This is a genomic window from Aurantimonas sp. 22II-16-19i, assembly GCF_002088275.1.
Classification (GTDB): Bacteria; Pseudomonadota; Alphaproteobacteria; order Rhizobiales; family Rhizobiaceae; genus Jiella.
In genome coordinates this window covers 98,461-119,258 of sequence record NZ_AQQS01000011.1, presented here as the reverse complement: position 1 = coordinate 119,258, position 20,798 = coordinate 98,461, and the positions used below count along the sequence as shown (strand labels likewise).

The following is a 20,798-nucleotide window of genomic DNA, read 5'->3' as shown; positions in this document are numbered from 1 at the left end:
GGCCCGAGCCATTCAGACAATTCTGAATCCTGACGTCGGAAATATCCGCGGGGGAGCGCGCAATGTGAACGACGGAGCGGACGCAGACAACTTCCGGACCATCCCGGATCGTCATGCGAACCGAGCGGCGCCGGCAGATGCCGGCAAGGTCATCGACCGCCTCGCAGTTCAGCCATGCGGATAAACGCGATTGACAGGAAGCTCGCCTCGCGAGATCCGCCGGACATTGTCCACGATCACCTCCTGGCGCCGTGCGATCGTCCCGGTGGTCCAGGCCGACATGTGCGGCGTCATCAATAGGTTCGGCAATTCGTGGAACGGCAGCTCCGAGGGATGCGGTTCGGGATTTTCGACCGAGGGATAGCGGTACCAAGTGTCGATGATGCCCGAGATACGGCCCGACGCGAACGCGTCGTAAAGGGCGTGTTCCTCGATCACCGCTCCGCGCCCGACATTCATTATGACGGCGCCATTGGGAAGGGCGGACAGAACGTCGGCACCGATCAGTCCGCGCGTCTCTTCCGTCAGCGGCAGCGTCGCAAGGAGCACGTCGACCATCGGTGCCATCTCGCCGAGCCTCTCAAGACCAAAGCTCTCGTCAACGACGTCCGTCGGCTCGACCACCGAGCGATTGGCGACGAGGACGCGCATGCCGAAAGCTTTCGCGGCTTTCGCAATCGCCTTGCCGATATGGCCGAAGCCGACGATGCCGAGCGTCTGGCTGCGAAGCTCGCTGCGCAGGCCGGTCGGCCGCCCGGCCCAATGTTCCCAGTTGCCTTGCCTGAGCTGGGCGTCGACGCGAACGAGCGGCACGTGGCGCGCGAGCAGCGCTGCCATCACATATTCGGCGATCGCAGTCTCGTGACCAAAGGCGTTGCAGAGGGTGGAGCCCTCCGGCAGGCAGCCGACGTCGATCTGGTCGACGCCCGCTGCAGGCGACAGGTAAAGCTTCAAAGCGCGCGGGGTCGGATGGTGCTCCTTGAGCGCGATGCCGACGATGATTTCGGCCTTTTCGAAGGCCTCGCGCTCGCCGTCGCCATCGAGGGCATCGGACACGCGAGCCACCTCGTGACCGGCCCCGAGCCGGTCCTCAATGCCGATGGAGAAGGTTTCGGCATTTGCGCCGTGGAAGACGATCAGCATGGCGTCAACCGTCCCAGTCCTGCAGATCGAGATGGATCTTCATGGCCTGCGAGCGGTCCGAAGCAATATCGAAGGCCTCGATCGCTCGCGCCGCCGGCATTCGGTGGGTGACGAGGGGGCTGAGATCCGCCCGGCCCGATGCGATGAGGTTCACGGCGACGGCAAACTCCTCGTCGAAGCGGAAACTGCCGACCGCCTCGATCTCCTTCGTCACGACGAGCGACATCGGCACTTCAATGGCGCCGCCGAGCCCGACGGTCACGAGGCGTCCGCGGGGTCTCAAGATCTCGAGCGCGGCGGCGAGAGCGCCCGGATGTCCGGAGCATTCGAAGACGCAGTCCGTCCGGCCCTTTCCAGCCTTCAGATCATCGAGGTCGCCGGGGTTCGCCGCGGTGTTGACGAGCCGGTCGGCGCCAAGCGCCTCGGCGATCTTCAAGGGCGCGTCGTGGACGTCGCAGGCGACGATCTTCGCCGCGCCCGCGAGCTTCGCTGCCGCGACGGCGAGGCACCCGATCGGTCCGCAGCCGAAGACGACGACCGTCCGCCCGAATAGATCGCCCGCACGGCGCGCCGCATGAAGGCAGACGGCAAAGGGCTCGGCGAGCGCCAGGAGCGAGGCGTCCGCGACGCCCTCCGCCTTGATGAGCTGGGCCTCCGGTACGGTGAGCGTCTCGCGGAAAAGGCCCTGGACATGCGGGAAGCGCATCGCCGAGCCGTTGAAAACCATGTCGAGGCACTGGTTCGGCAGCCCCCGGCGGCATTCCTCGCAGTGACCGCAGGCACGCGAGGGGTTGAGCGCGCCGATATCGCCGATGGCGAGCTTCGAAACGCCCTTGCCCAGGGCCTCGACCGTTCCGGAAACCTCGTGTCCGAGGATCATCGGCTCTCTCAACCGCACCGTGCCGAAGCCGCCATTGTGATAATAATGGAGATCCGAACCACAGATGCCTCCGACGGCGAGACGCAGGCGCACCTCGCCCGGACCTGGATCTCCCGCCGCCTCGCGCTCGTCCAAACGCAGATCATGGGGGGCGTGGGCGACGATTGCGCGCATCGGATGGTTTCCTTCCTTGATGGATGGTTCGTGGCAGCTCGGGCTTGGCCCGCCGTCGCCGTCAGAGCACCGAGATCATGCCGCCGTCGACGAAGATGAGCTGGCCGTTGACGTAATTGGAGGCGGGCGACGCGAGGAAGACGGCCGCGCCGATGAGTTCGTCCGGCTGCCCCCACCGCTTGGCGGGCGTACGCCCCTTGACCCAGGCATCGAACTCCGGGTCCGACAGCAGCGCCTCGTTCATCTCGGTCACCATGTAGCCGGGGCCGATCGCATTCGCCTGGATGCCGTGCTCGGCCCATTCTGCGGCCATGCCCTTGGTCAGCATCTTGATGCCGCCTTTGGCGACCGTATAGGGCGTCACCGTGCGGCGCGCGAGGTCGGAGGTCAGCGAGCCGATATTGATGACCTTGCCGCTCCCCCGCGGGATCATGCGTTTGGCCGCCTCGCGTCCGAGAAGAAAGGCCGCCGTCAGATTGGTGTCGATGACGCGCTGCCAGTCGGCGAGCTTCAGCTCGACCATGAGCTGGCGATGCTGGATGCCGGCATTGTTGACGAGGATGTCGATCTCGATGCCTTCGGCATCGAACCGGGCGAAGGCCCCTTCGACTTCTTCCTCGACCGCGACGTCGAACACGGCTTCGAGGACCTCGTAGCCCTTGGCGCGCATCTCGTCCGCGGCCTGCTTCACGGTTTCCGCCTTGCGCCCGTTGATTACGAGCCGCGCCCCTGCATCCCCGAGCCCTTCCGCGATCGCCCGGCCGAGCCCGCGCGAGGAGCCGGTGACGAGGGCGGTCTTGCCGGAAATATCGAACAGTGGATTGGGTTTGGCGTCAGGCATCAGGAAAGCTCCGATTTGCGGGTGGTAAGGTCGGACCGTTCGAAGACCGACGGCAGAAGTTCGGTGCCGAGGCCCGGCCCCTGCATGGGCAGGACATGGCCGTTCTCGATCTTCGGCAGTTCGGTGACGAGTTCCTTGTACCAGCCGGTATAGAAGGCCCGCACCGATTCCTGGATCAGCGTGTTGGGCTGCGAAAGCGAGGAATGGACGGCCGCCACATAGGCAACCGGCCCGGTGCAGTCGTGCGGGGCGTAAGGCCGATGGTAGGTGTCGGCCAACGCCGCGATCTTGCGCCCCTCGGTGAGGCCGCCCGTCCAGACGAGGTCGGTCATGACGACGCCGATGGCGCCGGCCTCCAGCATGTCCTTGTAGGGAAAGCGGCTCCCCAGCGTCTCGGAGGCACAGATCGGCACGCTTGTGGAGGCCGCGAGCTCCTTCAGCGCCGAGACAGAATTCATGCGGATGGGGTCTTCGTACCAGGTCGGATCGAAAGCTTCGAGTTCGCGGGCGATGCGCTTGATCGTCGGCAGATTCCACAAGCAGTGGAACTCCACCATGATCTGCATCTTATCGCCGACGCGCTTGCGGATCTTCTCGAAGGGCTCAAGGGCCTTTCGCATCTCTGCGGTGGAGATGAAGCGTCCATCGTTCGCGATGGCGGGAGGATCGAACGGCCAGATCTTCATGCCGGTGATGCCCTGCTCGAGCAGGCTTTCGGCGATCGCGCCGGCATCGGTCATGAAGCCCTGGAGATCTTCGTAAGGACCATCCTGCGATGCCCCGAAATTCCAGGTGTCGACCGGCTTGATCTTGTGAGAGCGGACGTAGCCGTAGCCGGCGCAGGTGTTGTAGACAGGCACCTTGTCGTGACACAGGCCGCCGAGCATCTGGTGCACAGGCTGGTCGCAGACTTTGCCGAAAATGTCCCAAAGGGCCAGGTCGATGGCGGAGGCCGCACGGTATTCCGCCCCGGTCGACGACTGAGCCATCGGCAGGTTCACGAGTTCACGCGAAAGGGCCTCGATGCGCAGCGGATCCTTGCCCAGGAGCCGATCGGCGAGAGTGTCGTGGATATGAGCCTCGACGGCGCCCGCGCCGTAGAAGGTCTCGCCCAGCCCGATCGTCCCCTCATCGGTGTGAACACGCACCCAAAGGACGTTTGAAAACTCCTGCGTGCGCAGTGTCTCGATCGCGGTGATCTTCAACGCTCTTTCTCCATCGTCTTTAGGGTTCGCGCTTTCGCTGAAGCCTTCGCGCCTTAGAAGAGTGTGTTGACATTCCACAAAATACCGTGAAATATCACAGGCGAACGCATACGGGTTTGAGGCCGCATTTGCAAGTTTCCTCTCCAATGGAAGACCGGAATATTCCGACTGACAGGCGGGACAAGGCTGGCGGGCCGAGCTCGGGCGATCTGGTCGCCGGGCGCACGGGAGACCTGACGGCCACGGCCTACGAGCGCATCGAGGAGCTCTTCGTTTCGATGCAGCTTGCGCCCGGAGCCTTCATCCGGACTCAGGACATTCAGGCAAGGGTCGGCCTTGGGAGGACGCCCGTGCACCAGGCCGTCCGGCGGCTGGCTGCCGAAACCCTGCTCGAGATCGTGCCACGCAACGGACTGAGGATCGCCCCGATCGATCTTGCGCGTGAGCGCCGCCTCGCAGTGCTGCGACGAGACCTGATCAGGTTCGTGACCGAGGCAGCGATGCGGAACATGACGCCGAACGACCGCGCGCGGGTGCACTATCTCCGGCGCCAACTTGCAAGCGAGGCGGGACCAATGACGGTCGACCGTTTCAACGCGATCGACAAGAGCTTCGACGTCCTGCTCATCCAAGCTTCCGGCGAGCGCTTTCTGGAACGGGCGCTGCGGCCGCTGCATGCGATCGCGCGTCGAACCGGTTATCTCAACCTGACCCGGATCAGCGGCGAGGTTGGGCTCGCCAAAACGGTCGAGAGTCATATCGCGATCATGGACGCGGTCCTTGCTGGCGACGAGAAAGCGGCGCGGGAGGCGTGCGATGCGCTCGTCGCCTATGGCACGGCCCTGATCGACGAGCTGGAGGGCGTCGTCGATCCGCAATGGCTCGATGCGAGCTTTGCGCCGATGATCGAGGAGGCAGGCTTCGCTTCCAAGAGACCGGCCGCTGAAGACGGCGGCTGAACAACCCGGGTGGCGACCCTTACGGGCCGCGCTCGATCTTCAAGACGACTGCAATCCAGGGAGGATCCTTTTTGAAACGATCAATCTTCACGACGACGCTGAGCGCCGCTGCACTTCTCGCGATGGCCGGCTTCGCCAACGCGCAAGACTATTCATTCCGCTTCCAGTCATCGGACCCTGCGGGCAACCCGAATTTCGAATACCAGAAGGGCTGGACGGATCTCGTCAAGGAGCGCTCGGACGGCAAGGTTCAGATCGAGCTGCTGCCGGTCGGCTCCGTGGTCGAGTACAATGAAACGCTCGACGCGGTCGCCGCGGGCATTCTCGACGGCCAGATCTGCGACAGCTCCTACTGGGCCGGCAAGGACCCCGCCTTTGGCCTCATCGCCAATCCGGTTGGTGCGTGGTCGGATCCCGCGCAGATGATCGACTTCGTCGAGAACGGCGGCGGCAAGGAGATCATGCAGGACCTTCTCGGTTCCTACGGCCTGCACTTCATCGGCGTCTCGACGCCCGGCCTCGAAGCCTTCGTCTCGCGCGTTCCGCTCGACGGGGTCGACGACCTCAAGGGCTTGAAGATGCGCTCGCCGGAGGGCCCGATCGCCAACGTCTTCGCGGCCGCAGGCGCTTCGCCGGTGAACCTGCCTTCGGCGGAAGTCTTTACCTCGCTCGACAAGGGTGTCGTCGACGCCGCCGATTACTCGGTGTTCTCGGTCAATCAGCAGCAGGGCCTCAACGACATCGCCCCCAATCCCGTCTATCCGGGGTTTCACTCGCTTCCGCTGGTTGAGGTGTCGATGAACCAGGGCAAGTGGGACGCGCTGCCCGACGACATCAAGACGATGCTCGAAGAGACGGTGAAAGAGTTCCAGAAGACCCAGATCGAAGGCAACAAGGCCGCTGATCTGAAGGCCGTCGAGGAGGCCAAGGCGGGTGGCAAGATCACCATTCACGACTGGTCCGAGGAAGAGCGCGCCAAGTTCCGCCAGCTCGGCCAGGCGGAGTGGGAGACGATCGCCAAGCAGTCGCCCCAGGCTCAGAAGGTCTACGACACGCTGACCGCCTATCTGAAGGAAAAGAACCTCCTCCAGTAAAGAGGTTCAACGGCCGCGCCCATGAGAAGCGCGGCCGTTTTTGTTCGTCGTTATTCTCACCCATTTGGGCACGATTACCATGAGCGATCCATCCCGCACCGAAGACGAGATCGATCTGGCCGCGTCCAGCGAAGGCAGCGGCCGCACCGCGCCGGAAGCCGGGCTGATGGGCCGGCTCGTGGATCGCAGTGGCTATCTCTTTGCCGCAGGTATCGTGCTCGCGGCCGCCATCCTGCTCTACGAAGTCTTCATGCGCTATTTCTTCAACAGCCCGACGATCTGGGTGCATGAGACGAGCGTCTTCCTCTGCGGCCTCGCCTTCGTCTTCGGCGGTCTCTACTGCACCTCCAGGAACAGCCATATCCGGGTTGTCCTGCTCTACGATATTTTCCCGCCCTGGCTGCGGCGCATCGCCGATATCGGCGTTTCGATCGTCTCGGCGATCGCCTCCGGCTTCTTTGCCTATGCCGCCTGGCACATGGTCATGCGCGCCGTTGTGACGCCCGCCGGCACGATCCGGCTGGAGACCACCGGTAGTGCCTGGAGCCCGCCGACCCCGGCCCTGATCAAGATCTTCGTCTTCATCGTCATGGTGCTCCTGGTGATTCAGTTTCTCATTCTCGCGGTCAATTACGCCCGCGGCTCCCACCGGTCCGCCAAATGAGCCATATCCTCGATCTGTCGTTCAATCTTCAGTCGCTTGGCATCGGCTGGGGAACAATGGTGATGTTCCTCATGCTGGTGACGCTGCTGCTCACCGGCATGCCGCTCGCCTTCGTGACGCTGCTCGTGGCGCTGATCTTCGCGCTCGGCTGGTTCGGACCCATGTCGATCCCGCTGATCACCAGCCGCGTCTATTCCTTCGTGATGAACTTCGTGTTCGTCTCGGTGCCGATGTTCGTCCTGATGGCGGCAATTCTCGACAGGTCCGGCATCGCCCGTGACCTGTTCGATGCCATGAAGCTCTTCGCCGGGCGCATCCGCGGCGGCGTCGCCATTCAAACCGTCTTCGTTTCGGTGATCCTGGCGGCGATGAGCGGTATCATCGGTGGCGAGATCGTTCTTCTCGGCATGATCGCTCTGCCCCAGATGCTGCGGCTCGGCTACGACCGCAATCTTTCGATCGGCATCGTCTGCGCGGGCGGCTCGCTCGGCACGATGATCCCGCCATCGATCGTTCTCATCATCTACGGCCTGACGGCGAACGTCTCGATCGGCGAACTCTTCACCGCCGCCTTCCTGCCCGGCTTCATGCTGGCGATGTTCTACGTCGCCTATATTCTCTTTCGTGCCTACGTCTCGACCGGCTATGTGCCGGCGCCTGAGACCGAGCCGATCCCGACCGCCGAAAAGATTCGGCTCCTCAAGGGACTCGCCCTGCCGATCCTCGTGGTCGTGATCGTCCTCGGCTCGATCTATGGCGGCATCGCCTCGGTTACCGAAGCCTCGGCCATCGGCGTCGGCGGCGTCGTCCTGTCGACCATCCTGCGCGGCGAATTCTCCTACGCCCTGATGCGCGACGCCGCGATGCAGACGCTCGCCACCGTCGGCATGATCGTCTGGATCGGCATCGGCGCGACAGCCATCGTCGGGGTCTACAACTTGATGGGCGGCGTGAACTTCGTCTCGAGCTTGATCACCGGCGTCTCGGACAATCCGACCGTGATCATCCTGTTGATGATGGTCATTCTGTTCGTTCTCGGGGCATTTCTCGATTGGGTCGGGATCGCGCTTCTCACCATGCCGATCTTCGTGCCGATCGTGCGCGACCTCGGCATGGACCCGGTCTGGTTCGGCGTCCTGTTCTGCATGAACATGCAGATCTCGTTCCTGTCGCCTCCCTTCGGCCCCGCTGCCTTCTATCTGAAATCCGTCACACCGCCGGAAATCTCGCTTGGCGACATCTTCAAGTCGCTGTTGCCGTTCATCTGTTTGCAGATCATCGCGGTCGGATTGCTCGTGGCATTTCCAGGTATCACCGGCCGATGATACCGATTTGGGCCGAGCCCCGGCCGAAATGCCCGTGCGGGTCTTGAGGGAAAGCCTGATCTCGAGGCATTCGCCAAATCTCCTGGAAAAGCTTTACTCGCCATACTCGGCGTCCGTGACCTTCTCCATCCAGGTGACGTTCTCGCCGTTAGCAAAATTGGTGATGGCGATGTGCGACATTCCCGTATCGGCCGTGCGCCATGCCAGTGCTTCACGCCGGGAGGGGCCAGACGACGTCGCCGGGCTTGATGTCGTGGTTTTGCGCCACCTTCCTCTTGCACCCACCCGGTGCCCGCGCAAAGCGCGCCAGGGGCGGATCAGCCGGCACCATGGTTGCGGTTTTCCAGTCCGCGTTGAAGCGACCTTGGGAGCGCAGACGGGGACCGAAGCGGCCGCGAGCGAGACGTCAAGGATCGAGCGAGGCGTGCTGTGGGAAACCGTATCGCCTTGGCGCTTCACTTGCCGCGCGCGCCCATCTTGTAGCTGAGCGCCTGACGGAATATCTCACTGGCGAGGCTGCCCGGCGACATGAGGCCCATGGGATCGAGGATCGCCTTGATCTGTTCGACCATCGACACCTCGAGGGTTCGCGCGACTTTCAAGCCACCCTTTGCACGTGGATAGTCCGCAAGTGTCGTTCCGATCGTGCCCGACTGAACCGCCGCAACATAGGCTTTTACCGCCGGCGGTAGCAGGAGCTGAAGCGCCCGCCTTTCGCCGTAGGCCGCTACGGCTTGATCGTAATGTGCGTCGTGGCCCGTTGCCGGATAGGCGGCCGTTCCCTTGAGCTGGATGGTGTTGCCCGGTGAAATCTGTGAGCGGGACGCCTTGGGGGCGGGCTTTTGCTGGCCAGGCTCTTTCGCCGGCGCCGGCTTTGCCGCCGCAGAAGGGGCGATGGGGGCAGCTGGCGGCGAATTGTCCGCTGGCGTTTGTGCACGCTGGGGCTTTTTCGGTGGGGCGCTTTCAGTCTCGACAGGATTGTTCGCGAATTTGCCCAGGGGCGAAATCCGGCTGCGAACTTCGGCGTAATCCGGCATGTCGGGAGATGGTCGTTTGAAACCCATGGCCGTTACTCCGCCTGAAATCCGGCGAGGATTTCGTCCGTCAACGATCGCGACTCGGCCAACGCCACCTCGGAATGACTGGCCGCGATCCGCTTCGATGGCGTGTTCTGCAGGCGAGCGTGGTAGAGGTGAAGAAGGCCGAGACCCTTGATGTCGGAATAAATCCGACGAGACGGCATCTTCATATCGAGGACGGGCACGACTTGCAGGGCCTCGAGATTTGCCTCTTCTCCCTTGGAGAGACGTCCCGTCGGGATGCGGTTGATCGACATGGCGACCGGCACGCTGCGGTTCGCGGTCTTCATGAATTCGACGACATAGCGCAGCGTTTGCAGTGCCTCGTCAATCTCTATGACGCTGAGACCGGTGGGGATGATGACCAGTGAAGCGTTCATCAGAACCGCCTGGTTGAGGTTCGAGCCGCCGCCACGCGTGTCCATCAAGCCGATGTCGCAGCCATCGGACTCGGCCTCGCCGTAACTGTCCTCAAATTCGTCGAGGTCGCGCGCGCCGTAGACGATGCAGTTGTCGTCCCAGGTTTGGAGTTCCCGGCCGTAATCTCGCCAGGCAGCAAGGGGTTCATTATCGTCCGCCTCGAAGCAGGCCACCTTGTGGCCCCGTTCCACGAGGACGGAGGCGACGGACATAAGTGTCGTGGACTTGCCGCTGCCGCCTTTGAAGGACGTGAACGCGATCAGCTTCATGTCTCGCCTTTCGATTCTCAGTGCTCAGCAAGGCGGCATCCAACGCCTGTCAGCCGACATATCGGCGCAATGGTAAGGAAACAATACGATTCAGTGATGCACCGAGATGGCGAAAAGCCGGTCCGCCGACAGGACGATAAGCCGATGAGATAACACGCCGATATCCCGGTGCAGTGATGCAGCGATCTGGAGAGATGCCGATACGCCGACACGCCGATGTTTTTTCAAAATGACCAACGGGCCTTGCCTGGCCGTGTTGACCGGCTGCGGCAGTGGAGGCTCGAAGCGAAGGGGTTGAGGTAGGGCGAGGCAGGATATATGGAAAAGTGTAACTTTGCCATATTATAAGCCAACCCAGATCTCTTCGAGCCAGACGATGTCCGAGGACGCCAAGCCCCAGCCGGCATGGACAAAGCGCCGAATGTCAGGCGGCGATTGGACCGACGAGGCTTCGAGCAGAACTCCCGAACCCGCCGACCGAACGGTTCCGGTGAAGATGACGGCAAGCGAGTTGGCGGAATTTGATGCCACCATCGCCCCGCTCGGGCTCAAACGGAACCGCGCCTTGCGGATCGCGGCGCGCCGGATCGGGGGCTTTCTGGAAGCCGACCCAGAGACGCTTGCGGCCATCCGAGACATTCAGGCGCAGATCACCGGCATCGCGAGGAACGTGAACCAGATCGCGAAAGCGGCGAACCGGACCCACGACCCGGACTATCGCGCCTTCATGGAGGAGCGCCGCGAACTCGGTAAGGCGCTCGCGCGCCTTGAGCGGCATCTTCTCAAGATCACGATTACCGCCGCACGGCGGGACGATGGAAAGGTGCGCTTGTGCCGGGCGGCTTCCAAATGAGTGCTCGCGTCGTCGATCTTCTGGCGAACGGACGCGCGGCGCCGGCCTACGTGTCGGCGGTCGATGCCGTCATGGGCGAGGATTGGGGCGAGGTCGACTTCAAGGGCAAGGCGCGCGCGCAGATGCGCCAGTCCATCGCGGCGGCGCACGAGGTGGACATTGCGCCCGGCGGCGCGCCGATGTCGCCGACCGTTCCCGGCAGCAACGCCCAGGCCGTGGTGAAGATGGTTCGATCCGGCGGCGCCCGGAACACGGCCGGATTGAAGGCGCAGATGGCCTATCTCGCGCGTCAGGGCGACGTCGAACTGCAACGCTCCGAGCGGTACATGGGGATCGAGCTCGATGCCGAGGAGGCAGAGACCATGGTCGATGCCTGGAACATGCCGGCGAACGGAGAGGGAAAGGCCGACCGCACGTCGCACTTCATCGTCAGCTTTCCGCAGGACACCAACCATGGCGCGGCCGACCGCGCGGGGCGCGCATGGGCCGAGGAGATGTTCGGCTCCGGCCAGTATGGCGGCGACAGCTTCGACTACTACACGGCGTTCCACACCGACCGCGACCATCCGCATACGCACGTCGTCGTGCATCGGCGCGGTCTGGAGAACGGAACGTGGCTCAAGGTCTCCAAGCGCAGCGAGTTCAATTATCACGCGATGCGCGATCTTGCCGTGAAGGTCGGGCAGGCCGAGGGGATCGATCTCGAGGCGACGCCACGCTTGGCGCGCGGCGTCCATGACCGTACCGTTCCCGATGCCGAGTATCGTCGCGCCGCCAAGGAGCGGCGCGCACCGGTCGCGCCCGATCATACGGAGGTTTCCGCCATTCGCGCAGCGGCGGCGATCATTCACTACGCCCGACGCTTCGCGGCGGAGGCGCAGATGCTGGAACGAGAGGCGCCGGAGATGGCGCAGGCGCTGCGACATGCCGCAGCCATCATCGAGCATGGCAACGCCCTGTCCGAACGGCAGGGCGAACGGACGAAAATCGCGCGAAAGGAGATCGCCACCATGAGCCAGCAACTGGACCGGGCCCGTGCGGAGACACAATCGCGTTTCGATGAGATCGACAAAGGGATCGCCGATCTCCCTGATGCGGCCGAGCGCGTGCGTTTGATGCGGCAAGCGGCGGCCCTGAAAGCAGAGGCCGCGCCTTATATGCGTGACGCCAATTTGCGTGACTTCCAGCGTTCGGCAGAGCCCAACCGCTATCAGAGCTTCGAGGGCACCGACGCAAAGAGTTCGGCGATCAAGGCGGCGGCCGACAAGGAGGTGCGCAAGATTGCCGAGGCATACGGCCTCAACGGCGAGGCTGCTGTCGAGCGGTACTCCGGCAGCCCGCCGTCGAAGGCGTTGGCCGACCAGTACGGCGCGGCCGAGGCGAAGGAGCGCGAGCTTCATCGCAGTCAGCGGGGCGATCGCGAAGAAACCGTCGAGCAGCGGGATCAGGCGTTGCACCGGATGCACACTGAGATCGCCGCAGTCTATCGTGACGCCCGTGATGAGGCCCGGGCTGGTGAAACACTCGAGGCCGAGGATCAGCCCGTCCCCGGCGAGCGCCAGGCCGTGGCGCGGAACGTCGTGGCCGAAGGCGACAAAGACCCGATCGCTGCGGGGGCCGAGAAAGGTGGACAGAACACCGATCGTCAGGATGAGGAGCACGCCGACCAGCTGCGCAAGAACGCCGATCGCAAGGCGCGTGAGCGAGACGGTGGACGCGGGCTATAAGAGGGGAGAGCATGGGCAAAGCCGCTCGCGAGATCGTCACGCTGGCGCTGATCGGTTTGACCGTCGGGCTCATGCTGGGGGTGCTGGCCGGCGGCGGCTATACGACCTGGCGCGCCGGGGGCGACATTGCCAATGTCGGCTTCGGAGCGTTTTTCGAGCACGCACCGTGGACCGTGGGCCGGTTCGGCGAGCCGTTCAGGACTGGCCTCGTCATCCTTGCAGCCGTCGCCGTTGCCTCTGCCGTGGCGGTTCCAGCTATCGGCTACAAGCCCAGGCGCACGAGCCATGGTTCGGCCGAGTGGGCAAAGATCGACGAGCTTCGCAGGGCAGGGTTCACCGCCAGGATCGAGGACTTGCGCGGGCCGATCTACGGCAAGCTGGGCGCGCCTCGCTCGTCCGCCGCGTTCATCACCTCACACGACATCCCGCATAGCCTGATCGCCGCGCCGACCGGATCCGGTAAGGGTGTCGGGGTCGTGATCCCGACCTTGCTCACCTATCAGGGATCGGTGTTTTGCCTGGACGTGAAGGGTGAGAATTTCGAGCTGACCGCCCGTCGGCGCGTCGCGATGGGCGACCGGGTGTTCAAGTTCTCGCCCTATGATCCGCACGGACGAACGCATCGCTACAATCCGCTCGCCACCATCGCCGCGGTTCATCCGCGACGGCGGTTCACCGAGGCCCGCCGGTTGGCCGCGTCCTTGGTTGTGGCTCATGGCAACGGACAAGGTTTTCTGGAAGGGGCGCGGGAGGTCTTCGCGGCGACGGCCTTGCTCGCCATCGAGCGTGGCAAACCCCGGATCAGCGCGATCTACGACGCGCTGGCCGAGCCGGGCGAGGCGTTCGAGCTCTTCCAGCGCCTTGCCCGCGAGGTACAGGCCGAGGAGGCGAAGAAGATCTTCAATCGCATGGCGGGTATGGAGTCGCGCATCCTCTCCTCCTATCTGTCGGTGCTCGCAGACGGCGGCCTCGGTCTATGGGCCGACCCGGCTGTCAGGGATGCCACCGACGAGTCGGATTTCGGGATCGAGGATTTGCGGCGTGATCCCACGTCGATCTTCGTTATCGTCTCCCCGAACGACCTTGTGCCGCTGGCGCCGCTCATTCGGCTGATGTTCCAACAGACCATTGCCATCTTGCAGCGGGCCGAGCCCGGCAAGGACGAGCCCTATCCGGTGCTGTTCCTCCTGGATGAGTTTGCCTCGCTTGGGCGCATGGAGGTTCTGCAGCAAGCGGTCACGACACTTCGCGGCTATGGCGGGCGCATCATGATCGTGGTGCAGACACTCGCCAGCATCCGCGACCAGCGGCTTTATGGTCGCGAGGGTGCGGCGGTGTTTCTCGCGAACTGCCGCTTGCAGCTCTTCATGTCGCCAGCAGACAACGACACACCGGAATATGTGTCGAGCGCCATCGGCGATTTTACCCGCGTCGCGAAGTCGAAGTCATGGCGGTCGAACGAGTTCACATCGTCCTATTCGGAGCGAGAGGAGGGGGTGCGGCTGATCAGGGCCGCCGAGCTGCGCCAGCTTGGCACCGACAAGGTGGTGGCACTGGTGCAGAACATGAAACCGGTTCTGGCGCAGCGCGTGACTTACTACGAGGACAAGCAGCTCCGGCCTTTATTCGAGGGGCAGACCGGCCGCTTGCCCGAGCCACCGTCGCTCTATCCCGAGGACACCAACCCGTTTCTTGCAAAGCGCCTGGCGGATGAGATTCGCAAGGCTCAGGCCGAGGCGGTCGAGCTCGATGTGGATACCGCCGATGGTGTGGAGGACGAAGGGGTTGAAGCCGCCGCCGAGAGCGATGCTGATGAGATAAAGGACCAGGTACCCGAGCCCGAGCCCGAGCCTGAGCCCGGGGCCGACGACGAGACCGAGACCGAAGAGGCAAAGGGCGAGGCGGGCAAGCCCGGCGCCGAAGCGCCTGAGGCGATCGAGGACAACGAACCGGAGAAACTAGAAGCACTGAGCGACATGCAGCGGAAGCTGGACCAGCTTCTCACCGCAATCGACACCACGCGAGGCCGCTTGCGGCGTCACGGTGACCTTGATGATACAGCGCGGGAGGCCAAGAAGACTGAGGCCGAAACTCCTGCGGAGACACAAAGCCCCGCCGCCAACTGGACGATGAAATCGGTTGAGACGAGCGCTATTGACGACTTGCTGGTTCAGTTCCGCGATCGCGCCAGCTAGACCGCTTGACATCAGCAAAATAGTAGATACATTTTTCATTTGTACCTATTTTGGAATCTCTATGTCCATCATCAATCCGACGATCTCCTCTCGTGACTTCAATCGAGACGTCGGCCCGGCGAAGCGGGCTGCGATAAACGCGCCGGTGATCATCACCGAACACAAGCGTCCGGCATTCGTGTTGATGTCTTATGAGATTTACACGGAGATGGTGGGGCAACGCGCCGCTGCTCCTCGACTGAGTGCGGTCGATGCCCTGTCCTTTCCGCCGGCTGCGGCCATCGAGTTCGAGCCCGATAGCGACCGTCGCGCCATTAAGCCGCGTGCGCTCGATCTCGACTGATGGCTTACCTGCTCGATACCAACGTCGTTTCCGAGATCCGAAAAGGTCTCGGCTCTGACGCCACCGTTCTCGCCTACATGAGAGGCATCGATCACGATGAGACCCGCATCTCGGTGATCACCATTATGGAGATTGCACGCGGGATCGAGCTGATCGAAAGGCGCGGCGACATCCAACAGGCGGCGGTTCTCAGCGAGTGGTTCCAGCAACGCGTGCTTGGAAATTATGACAATGGCCAGATCCTACAGGTCACCACGCCGATCGCGGTGATTGCAGGCAAGTTTCAGGCGGCGAACGGTGTGAAAGACTACGACAGCTTGATCGCCGCCACTGCGAAGCACTACGGACTCATTCTGCTCACCCGGAATGTGAAGGACTTTGTGGAGTTCGACATCGAGCTGGAATGCCCGTGGCAGCCCATAAACCCCTGATGCTCCGAAGGGTCCGGTCGATAACGGACCTTGCCCTTCGTAAATGTCATGACCAGCTTTGAAAGCACGACGCGAACTATCGCGCGCTCAGCAAGCTCGTCGCTGCTTGGGTATGACTCGGTTTTGTAATCTTGATTGGATCGAGTGCCTGCGCTGCGGGCCGGTATACTTCAAGCACGCCGCGCTTGCCGCCTCGGCGGCCGACCTGAATGATGAGATCGACGGTGTGACGCGCATAGTCCAAGATATCCTGGCGCGTTTGATTCATTCCCGCCCGCATCACCATCATCGCCAGCCGTTCGAGCGCCAGGGCGGGACTGTCGGCGTGAATGGTGCTGATCGATCCCGGATGGCCAGTGTTGATCGCTTCAAGGAAGTTGAACGCCTCCTCGCCGCGGATTTCGCCCAGGATCAAACGATCCGGACGCATCCGCAGAGAGCTTTCGAGAAGGCGGGCGGGCGAGCGTTCCGAGCCGGGACGCCGATCGGCGATCAGCGGCACCGCGTTCGGGTGCGGCAAGTGTAGCTCCGGCGCGTCCTCGATCGTCACCATCCGTTCGGCCTGGTCGCTTAAGGCGAGCATGGCGCGGGCAAGCGTCGTCTTTCCCGACGACGTGCCGCCCGATACGAGAATGTTGAGACGGTCGTCTATCGCCTTTTGCAGCAGCTCTTGCAGCCTGCCCCTCTCGGCAAGCTGCGCCAGTGCGGTCAGCTTGGCCTGCCGCTCACCTTCCACATCGACCTGATGGCCGACGAGGAAGTCGACTTCCGTCACGGCCAGAACCCGGGAGATGTATTTGCGGATGGAGACCGACACGCCGTCTTCGATGGCTGGCGGCACGATCACCTGCACACGCATCGACTGGCCGAACACCTGCACGCGGCCCGACACGATCGGGTGGTTCGGGCCGAGCTGGTTTCTCGACTCGCCGGCGAGATGCGAGCCGAGCGTCTTGAGCCGTGCGGCGGGAATTTCCCCGTCCCAAAGCCGCATGTGCGGCTCAGAGGCGTACTCCACCCAAATGCGCCTGTCAGGGTTCACCACCACCTCGTTGACCTCTTCTGAGATCAACAGGGAGCGAAGGGGGAGGAGCCCTTGTTCGGCGTGGCTGCTCGGAGCACCGCCCATCAGAAGACGAGATCGCGGTTGACCATGACCGAAATCGCCGTGCCCTGGTCGATGTAGATCACCGGACCGAGCGACAGATAGTCCGCCATGACGCTCTGCGTGGTTTTTTCCAGATCGCCGGTGAGATCGTCGGCCGCATCGCTCACCGTCCCGCTGGATCCTTCGCTGGACCCGTCTTTGACGATGAATTGCGGGCCGAGGGTGATGAGGGAGATCAACGCGGCCGCGCCGAAGCGTTCACGAAAGCGCGTATCGACGTGGCCGGACTGACCCGACATGCCCAGCCGGTCGGCGCCATAGCCGCCAAGCTCGACACTGACACCCTTCGGCGTCACTGCCCGATTCCATGCGATTTGCGCCCGGTTCTGCGCAATCGACACGTCGGAATTGTAGGTGCCGATCAGACGGGAGCCGCGTGGCAAAAGGACGTTGTCGCCGTCATAGGAATAGACGTCGTGCGAGACGACGGCGCGGATGATGCCGGGCAACTCCGTCGAAACCGCCGTTTCTAGGACGGCAGCAAGCGACGTGCCCTGCACGATCGTCCGCGCCGGATTGGCGATTGTCGTGGCGCGCACCGTGTCGTAGCTCTGCGTCGAGGCGGATCGCATGAACTCTTCATTGCTCGAAAGCTCGCGATCGCCTCCTTTCACCGAGGAAGAGCCAGCGGTCTTCGCGCCGCCGTCCAGCACGAGCGCATCCGACTGGACCTGCTCATGCGCGATCGCTTCGCGCCGCGCGCGTTCTTCCTCGAGCCGCGCCCGAGCGGCCGCCTGCTCCTCGCTCAGCTTGTCGGCGGCCGCCGCTTCGCGCGCGGCCCGCAAGCGGCGCTCATACTCGGCTTCTTGCGCTTTTCGCTCCCGTTCGAACTGGTCACGGAGAGCTCGTGCCTGTTCATCCAGCAGGGAGCGGATCTTGTCGACCTGATTGCCGCTTTGCGAGCGCATCTCTTCGAGCTGCCGTTCCAGGGCGGCAATCTTCGACCGATACTCGCTGTCATCGGCTGCCGGACGCGCCGGCTCCGGGCGCATCGGTGGATCGACATCAACCGGCGTATCCACGTCATCGGGCACCGTGATCTCCGTCGAGATACCGCTGTCCGTGCGCGACGTTTCCTGCATCGTCTCGCTGGTCGAGGTGCGTCCGCCCAAGAGCGAGCGCACCTGATCCGGAGCCAGGACGAGGGCGGCGATGGCGAGGAAGGCGACGCCCATGATCGCGCCGATGACGATCCGCGAGCCTTTCCCCTTCGGCTTGGTTTCAAACGCCCGGCGGCGCTCAGCGGCGAGGCGTTCGCGATCGACGGTGTTGTCATCGGCCATCAGCGGTCTTTCCCGCGCAAGAAGCCGGACCGCGACGCGCCGCCACTGTGGCGGGCAACAGAGCCGTGGGCGATGGGAATAATCTTGTCGCCGAGGCGCAGCGTCCAACGCTTCGAGGTGCGCGAGACGACGAACCCGTCACGGGTTTGAGTGACGTTGACGATGGCTTCCTGGCCGCCGGCATTGGCCGCAAACACCGCCGGACGCGGGCTGTCCGGCGCGAAGCGGAAATAGGTGCTGCGGCCGTCGTCGTAGACCTGCACCGGCACGATGCTGCGGGCCGTGCCCGAGTAATAGTAGTCGAAGTCCTTTGGCCGCGCCGCGCGCTCTTGTTGCGACCGCCGCCGCGCGGCCTCCTCGTCGGGATAGGTGAAGTCGATCCGATAGCTGAGGCTCGGATCTCCGACCCGGCCGCGCTTGGCGCGCAGCTCGAACGTGTAGACACGCCGATCCGTGTAGACCGTCATGTTGGTATAGGCGTTCTCAATGAGCGGCTTCACCGACAAGACGTCGCCGCGCGAGAGCCGCACGATCTGCCAGGACGCGCTATCGCCGACCTGCACCGATTCCACGTTCTCGCCGGCGCCAAATTGCAGCGAGGTGATGAATTTCATGTACACGTCGAGCCGGTACACCTGATGTTCGTTGTAGGTGTAATGGCGAATGCGCGGATCGGCCGCGTAGGGCCGGGGTTTGACTTCCGCTTGCGCCGCCGCCACCGAAGCGCCGAGCGCCAGCGCACCGAGAGTCATCTGACGAAGTTTCATGGTCAGTTCTCCCGAGCGCGAAGGGTTTCGGCATCGACCCGGTAGTTCGTCACCGTGAAGCCGAGCGGATTGCGCCAGACCTGTTCGAGATTGCGTTCGACGCGCGGGCGAAATTCGAAGCCGACCGTGGCGACGAAATTGCGCTCAATCGGGTTGTCGCCAGGGCGTTCCAGACGGCGCGTGAAGCGCACCTGTGCGGTCTTGTCGCCCAGCATCGAGATCGAGCTGACCTTGACGGTAATCAGCGTGTCCGTGCCGTAGATATCGGGCGGGTAGTTGTCGGCCGAGGAGTTCCAGAGCGCGCGGATCGACGCGCTGGCTTGCCCGACCGACGTGTTGGCGACCATGGGAATGCGCTCGGCGTTGTCCGCCACATCGTAGGTCTCGCGATCGGTCACATAGCGGACGATTTCGGCTTCTTGGACGGCCTCTTGATCCGACAGCGAGCCCGGCCGCGTCGAGACGATCTGTTCGCTTTCGCCGGTGGACCTGTCCACCATCACCACATAGGGCCGGATTTCCTTCATCGGCAGGGCGAGGCAGAGGGCCACCACCGAGGTCATTGCTACAGTGATGCTACCCGCTGCGACGAAGCCGAGGACGTTCCGCTGACGGCGAAGGCCGAAAAACACTTCGTCCGCAAACCCAGCCGCGATTTCGTTGCTGGTTCTATTTTTTGCCATCAGACAAATTCCTTCTCCTGCGCCGAGCGGGGCGCAATCAAACTCCTGCTGTTCAGGGGATTGGTTCTCTACCCGGACGGCAGGAGACGGCGGCGATTAGCCGGTGCCTCCCGTCTTGTGCTCCTGCGCCGAGCGCATGGCATTGTGGATCGCCGCTCTTTGATTGCCGTTGGCGCCAGCGCGAGTTGTCCGGTTCTCGCGGGCCTGCTGGAGCATCGCTGCACGCCCCGCTTCGGCGCGCTCCCCCATCGAGGTGCGCTGGCCTCGTTCCATATTCCGCACGCCGATGCGTTCGCGGTTCTCGCGCATCGACGCGGAGGTTTGCTTTGCGTCCTGCAGCGCGGCGCTGACGCGCGATCCTGCCCCGCCTCCGCTGCTGCGGGCCGCACCGATGGCCGAGGCCGCCTGCATGACGCGCGGTGTTGCCATCTGCGTGGCGCTTTTCACGCCGCCGCCGGCGACCCCCGTCCCTTGGCGGGCAATCCCCACGCCGTTCGCCGTCGCCACGAACGTGCCGGCGAGGCCGTTCACCAGCGTCGGCACCTGGATCATCAGGAAAATTGCTGCGGCGCCGACGATCAGGAATCCAGCTGCCTCTGACAGTTCCACCGCGTCGGCGGCCTCGGCGATCATCCCTTGCCCGATCCCGACGATGGCACCCATGACCCCTGCCATGACGAGCGGGATCAACGCGAAGCCGAGAGTGAAGCGAACCCAGCTCTCGAAGAGATTGCCGCTTGCCTTGAACATCAGAGTCGGGATGAAGATTGGCGCCAACGAGACGGCCATCGCAAGGCCGACCTTGGCGATGCTGCTCACGATGATCGCAACGCATGCCATCAGCGCGCCGACGACCCATACCAAAACAGCGGTCAGGCTGATCGAGAAGTAGCCGCTTTCGTCGTTTGCCCTTTCTGAAAAATCGAACAAGCCAGTAATCATCTCATCGAGAGCCGTATTCAGATCCGATGGCCCGGACGCGTCCAATAGCGCCGCTCCAAGATCGCCTGGCGTGTTGGTGATGATGTCGTAGATCGGCTGAAACTGCGCCCAGCTAGTCGCTATCATTGTTATGACGATGTACCGAACCATCCATCGGCTGTAATCCGTCACACGGACCGGCACCCATTGGACGAGCGTATTCAGCGCAATGAATGCAAGGCCGACGACACCCATCATCTGAAGAAGGGTCGAAACTGAACTGCTGAAATTTCCAAAGACAGTTTCGGCATAACCGGCAATAGCAGCGTCAACCTCATTCAAGGTATCAGAGATGAATGTTGCCATCGGCCCTA

Annotated in this window: 20 protein-coding genes and 1 pseudogene; 9 read left to right on the top strand and 12 right to left on the bottom strand. The window is 63.2% G+C overall.

Going from position 1 to position 20,798, the window contains the following annotated elements; genetic code table 11:
• Nucleotides 1-168 precede the first annotated feature (168 nt).
• The 4 genes from ATO4_RS11265 to ATO4_RS11250 form a co-directional block, all read right to left on the bottom strand.
• Nucleotides 169-1,143 carry a 2-hydroxyacid dehydrogenase gene (locus ATO4_RS11265; protein ID WP_083591612.1) on the bottom strand — a complete coding sequence of 325 codons (975 nt, stop codon included), beginning with the start codon at nucleotides 1,141-1,143 and terminating at the stop codon, nucleotides 169-171.
• A 4-nt stretch (nucleotides 1,144-1,147) separates the two neighbouring features.
• The gene (locus ATO4_RS11260) at nucleotides 1,148-2,197 is read right to left on the bottom strand and encodes an L-idonate 5-dehydrogenase (protein ID WP_083591611.1); all 1,050 of its coding nucleotides are present in this window, start codon (nucleotides 2,195-2,197) and stop codon (nucleotides 1,148-1,150) included.
• A 61-nt stretch (nucleotides 2,198-2,258) separates the two neighbouring features.
• Nucleotides 2,259-3,038, bottom strand: coding sequence for an SDR family oxidoreductase (locus ATO4_RS11255; protein ID WP_083591610.1), 780 nt, complete (start codon nucleotides 3,036-3,038; stop codon nucleotides 2,259-2,261).
• Nucleotides 3,038-4,243 carry a mandelate racemase/muconate lactonizing enzyme family protein gene (locus ATO4_RS11250; RefSeq protein ID WP_083591609.1) on the bottom strand — a complete coding sequence of 402 codons (1,206 nt, stop codon included), beginning with the start codon at nucleotides 4,241-4,243 and terminating at the stop codon, nucleotides 3,038-3,040. The genes ATO4_RS11255 and ATO4_RS11250 overlap by 1 nt, the downstream gene beginning before the upstream one ends.
• A 146-nt stretch (nucleotides 4,244-4,389) precedes the next feature.
• On the opposite strand from ATO4_RS11250, the gene ATO4_RS11245 reads away from it, so the two are divergent.
• The 4 genes from ATO4_RS11245 (at nucleotide 4,390) to ATO4_RS11230 (ending at nucleotide 8,285) form a co-directional block, all read left to right on the top strand.
• Nucleotides 4,390-5,202 carry a GntR family transcriptional regulator gene (locus ATO4_RS11245; protein ID WP_083591608.1) on the top strand — a complete coding sequence of 271 codons (813 nt, stop codon included), beginning with the start codon at nucleotides 4,390-4,392 and terminating at the stop codon, nucleotides 5,200-5,202.
• A 71-nt stretch (nucleotides 5,203-5,273) separates the two neighbouring features.
• Nucleotides 5,274-6,296 (top strand): TRAP transporter substrate-binding protein, encoded by a 1,023-nt coding sequence (locus ATO4_RS11240; RefSeq protein WP_245308692.1) that lies wholly within the window; start codon nucleotides 5,274-5,276, stop codon nucleotides 6,294-6,296.
• Nucleotides 6,297-6,375: 79 nt separating this feature from the next.
• A complete protein-coding gene (locus ATO4_RS11235) occupies nucleotides 6,376-6,960 on the top strand; it encodes a TRAP transporter small permease (protein ID WP_083591606.1) in 585 nt (194 codons plus the stop codon).
• Nucleotides 6,957-8,285 carry a TRAP transporter large permease subunit gene (locus tag ATO4_RS11230; protein WP_083591605.1) on the top strand — a complete coding sequence of 443 codons (1,329 nt, stop codon included), beginning with the start codon at nucleotides 6,957-6,959 and terminating at the stop codon, nucleotides 8,283-8,285. The genes ATO4_RS11235 and ATO4_RS11230 overlap by 4 nt, the downstream gene beginning before the upstream one ends.
• Before the next feature lie 93 nt (nucleotides 8,286-8,378).
• Here ATO4_RS11230 and ATO4_RS28345 read toward each other — a convergent pair.
• The 3 genes and pseudogenes from ATO4_RS28345 to ATO4_RS11225 all read right to left on the bottom strand — a co-directional run.
• Nucleotides 8,379-8,509 (bottom strand): annotated as a pseudogene (locus ATO4_RS28345) (cupin domain-containing protein); the annotation flags it as partial.
• Between the two features lie 231 nt (nucleotides 8,510-8,740).
• A complete protein-coding gene (locus ATO4_RS27065) occupies nucleotides 8,741-9,349 on the bottom strand; it encodes a VirC2 family conjugal transfer protein (RefSeq protein WP_139802393.1) in 609 nt (202 codons plus the stop codon).
• Nucleotides 9,350-9,354: 5 nt separating this feature from the next.
• Nucleotides 9,355-10,053: an AAA family ATPase gene (locus ATO4_RS11225; RefSeq protein ID WP_083591604.1), complete on the bottom strand. Its 699-nt coding sequence runs from the start codon at nucleotides 10,051-10,053 to the stop codon at nucleotides 9,355-9,357.
• Between the two features lie 376 nt (nucleotides 10,054-10,429).
• Here ATO4_RS11225 and ATO4_RS11220 point away from each other — a divergent pair, with 376 nt between their 5' ends.
• The 5 genes from ATO4_RS11220 (at nucleotide 10,430) to ATO4_RS11200 (ending at nucleotide 15,602) form a co-directional block, all read left to right on the top strand.
• Entirely contained in the window at nucleotides 10,430-10,906 is a 477-nt protein-coding gene (locus tag ATO4_RS11220; protein ID WP_210191058.1) for a DNA mobilization endonuclease VirD1/MobC family subunit, read from the top strand.
• Nucleotides 10,903-12,633, top strand: a complete 1,731-nt coding sequence (locus ATO4_RS11215) for a relaxase/mobilization nuclease domain-containing protein (protein ID WP_083591602.1) — start codon at nucleotides 10,903-10,905, stop codon at nucleotides 12,631-12,633. Before ATO4_RS11220 ends, ATO4_RS11215 begins: the two co-directional genes overlap by 4 nt.
• A gap of 11 nt (nucleotides 12,634-12,644) precedes the next feature.
• Nucleotides 12,645-14,828, top strand: coding sequence for a type IV secretion system ATPase VirD4 (gene virD4 / locus ATO4_RS11210; RefSeq protein WP_083591601.1), 2,184 nt, complete (start codon nucleotides 12,645-12,647; stop codon nucleotides 14,826-14,828).
• Between the two features lie 61 nt (nucleotides 14,829-14,889).
• Nucleotides 14,890-15,171, top strand: a complete 282-nt coding sequence (locus ATO4_RS11205) for a hypothetical protein (protein ID WP_083591600.1) — start codon at nucleotides 14,890-14,892, stop codon at nucleotides 15,169-15,171.
• Nucleotides 15,171-15,602, top strand: coding sequence for a type II toxin-antitoxin system VapC family toxin (locus tag ATO4_RS11200; RefSeq protein WP_083591599.1), 432 nt, complete (start codon nucleotides 15,171-15,173; stop codon nucleotides 15,600-15,602). Before ATO4_RS11205 ends, ATO4_RS11200 begins: the two co-directional genes overlap by 1 nt.
• A gap of 76 nt (nucleotides 15,603-15,678) precedes the next feature.
• Here the strand turns inward: ATO4_RS11200 and virB11 are convergent, their stop codons facing one another.
• From virB11 to ATO4_RS11175, 5 genes are all read right to left on the bottom strand, one after another.
• The gene (virB11, locus tag ATO4_RS11195) at nucleotides 15,679-16,731 is read right to left on the bottom strand and encodes a P-type DNA transfer ATPase VirB11 (protein ID WP_083591598.1); all 1,053 of its coding nucleotides are present in this window, start codon (nucleotides 16,729-16,731) and stop codon (nucleotides 15,679-15,681) included.
• Nucleotides 16,731-18,053: a TrbI/VirB10 family protein gene (locus ATO4_RS11190; protein ID WP_083591597.1), complete on the bottom strand. Its 1,323-nt coding sequence runs from the start codon at nucleotides 18,051-18,053 to the stop codon at nucleotides 16,731-16,733. The genes virB11 and ATO4_RS11190 overlap by 1 nt, the downstream gene beginning before the upstream one ends.
• A complete protein-coding gene (locus ATO4_RS11185) occupies nucleotides 18,053-18,820 on the bottom strand; it encodes a TrbG/VirB9 family P-type conjugative transfer protein (protein WP_083591596.1) in 768 nt (255 codons plus the stop codon). Before ATO4_RS11185 ends, ATO4_RS11190 begins: the two co-directional genes overlap by 1 nt.
• Nucleotides 18,821-18,822: 2 nt before the next feature.
• Nucleotides 18,823-19,503, bottom strand: coding sequence for a type IV secretion system protein (locus tag ATO4_RS11180; RefSeq protein ID WP_083591595.1), 681 nt, complete (start codon nucleotides 19,501-19,503; stop codon nucleotides 18,823-18,825).
• Nucleotides 19,504-19,599: 96 nt separating this feature from the next.
• Nucleotides 19,600-20,790, bottom strand: a complete 1,191-nt coding sequence (locus ATO4_RS11175) for a type IV secretion system protein (RefSeq protein ID WP_083591594.1) — start codon at nucleotides 20,788-20,790, stop codon at nucleotides 19,600-19,602.
• Between the last annotated feature and the right edge of the window lie 8 nt (nucleotides 20,791-20,798).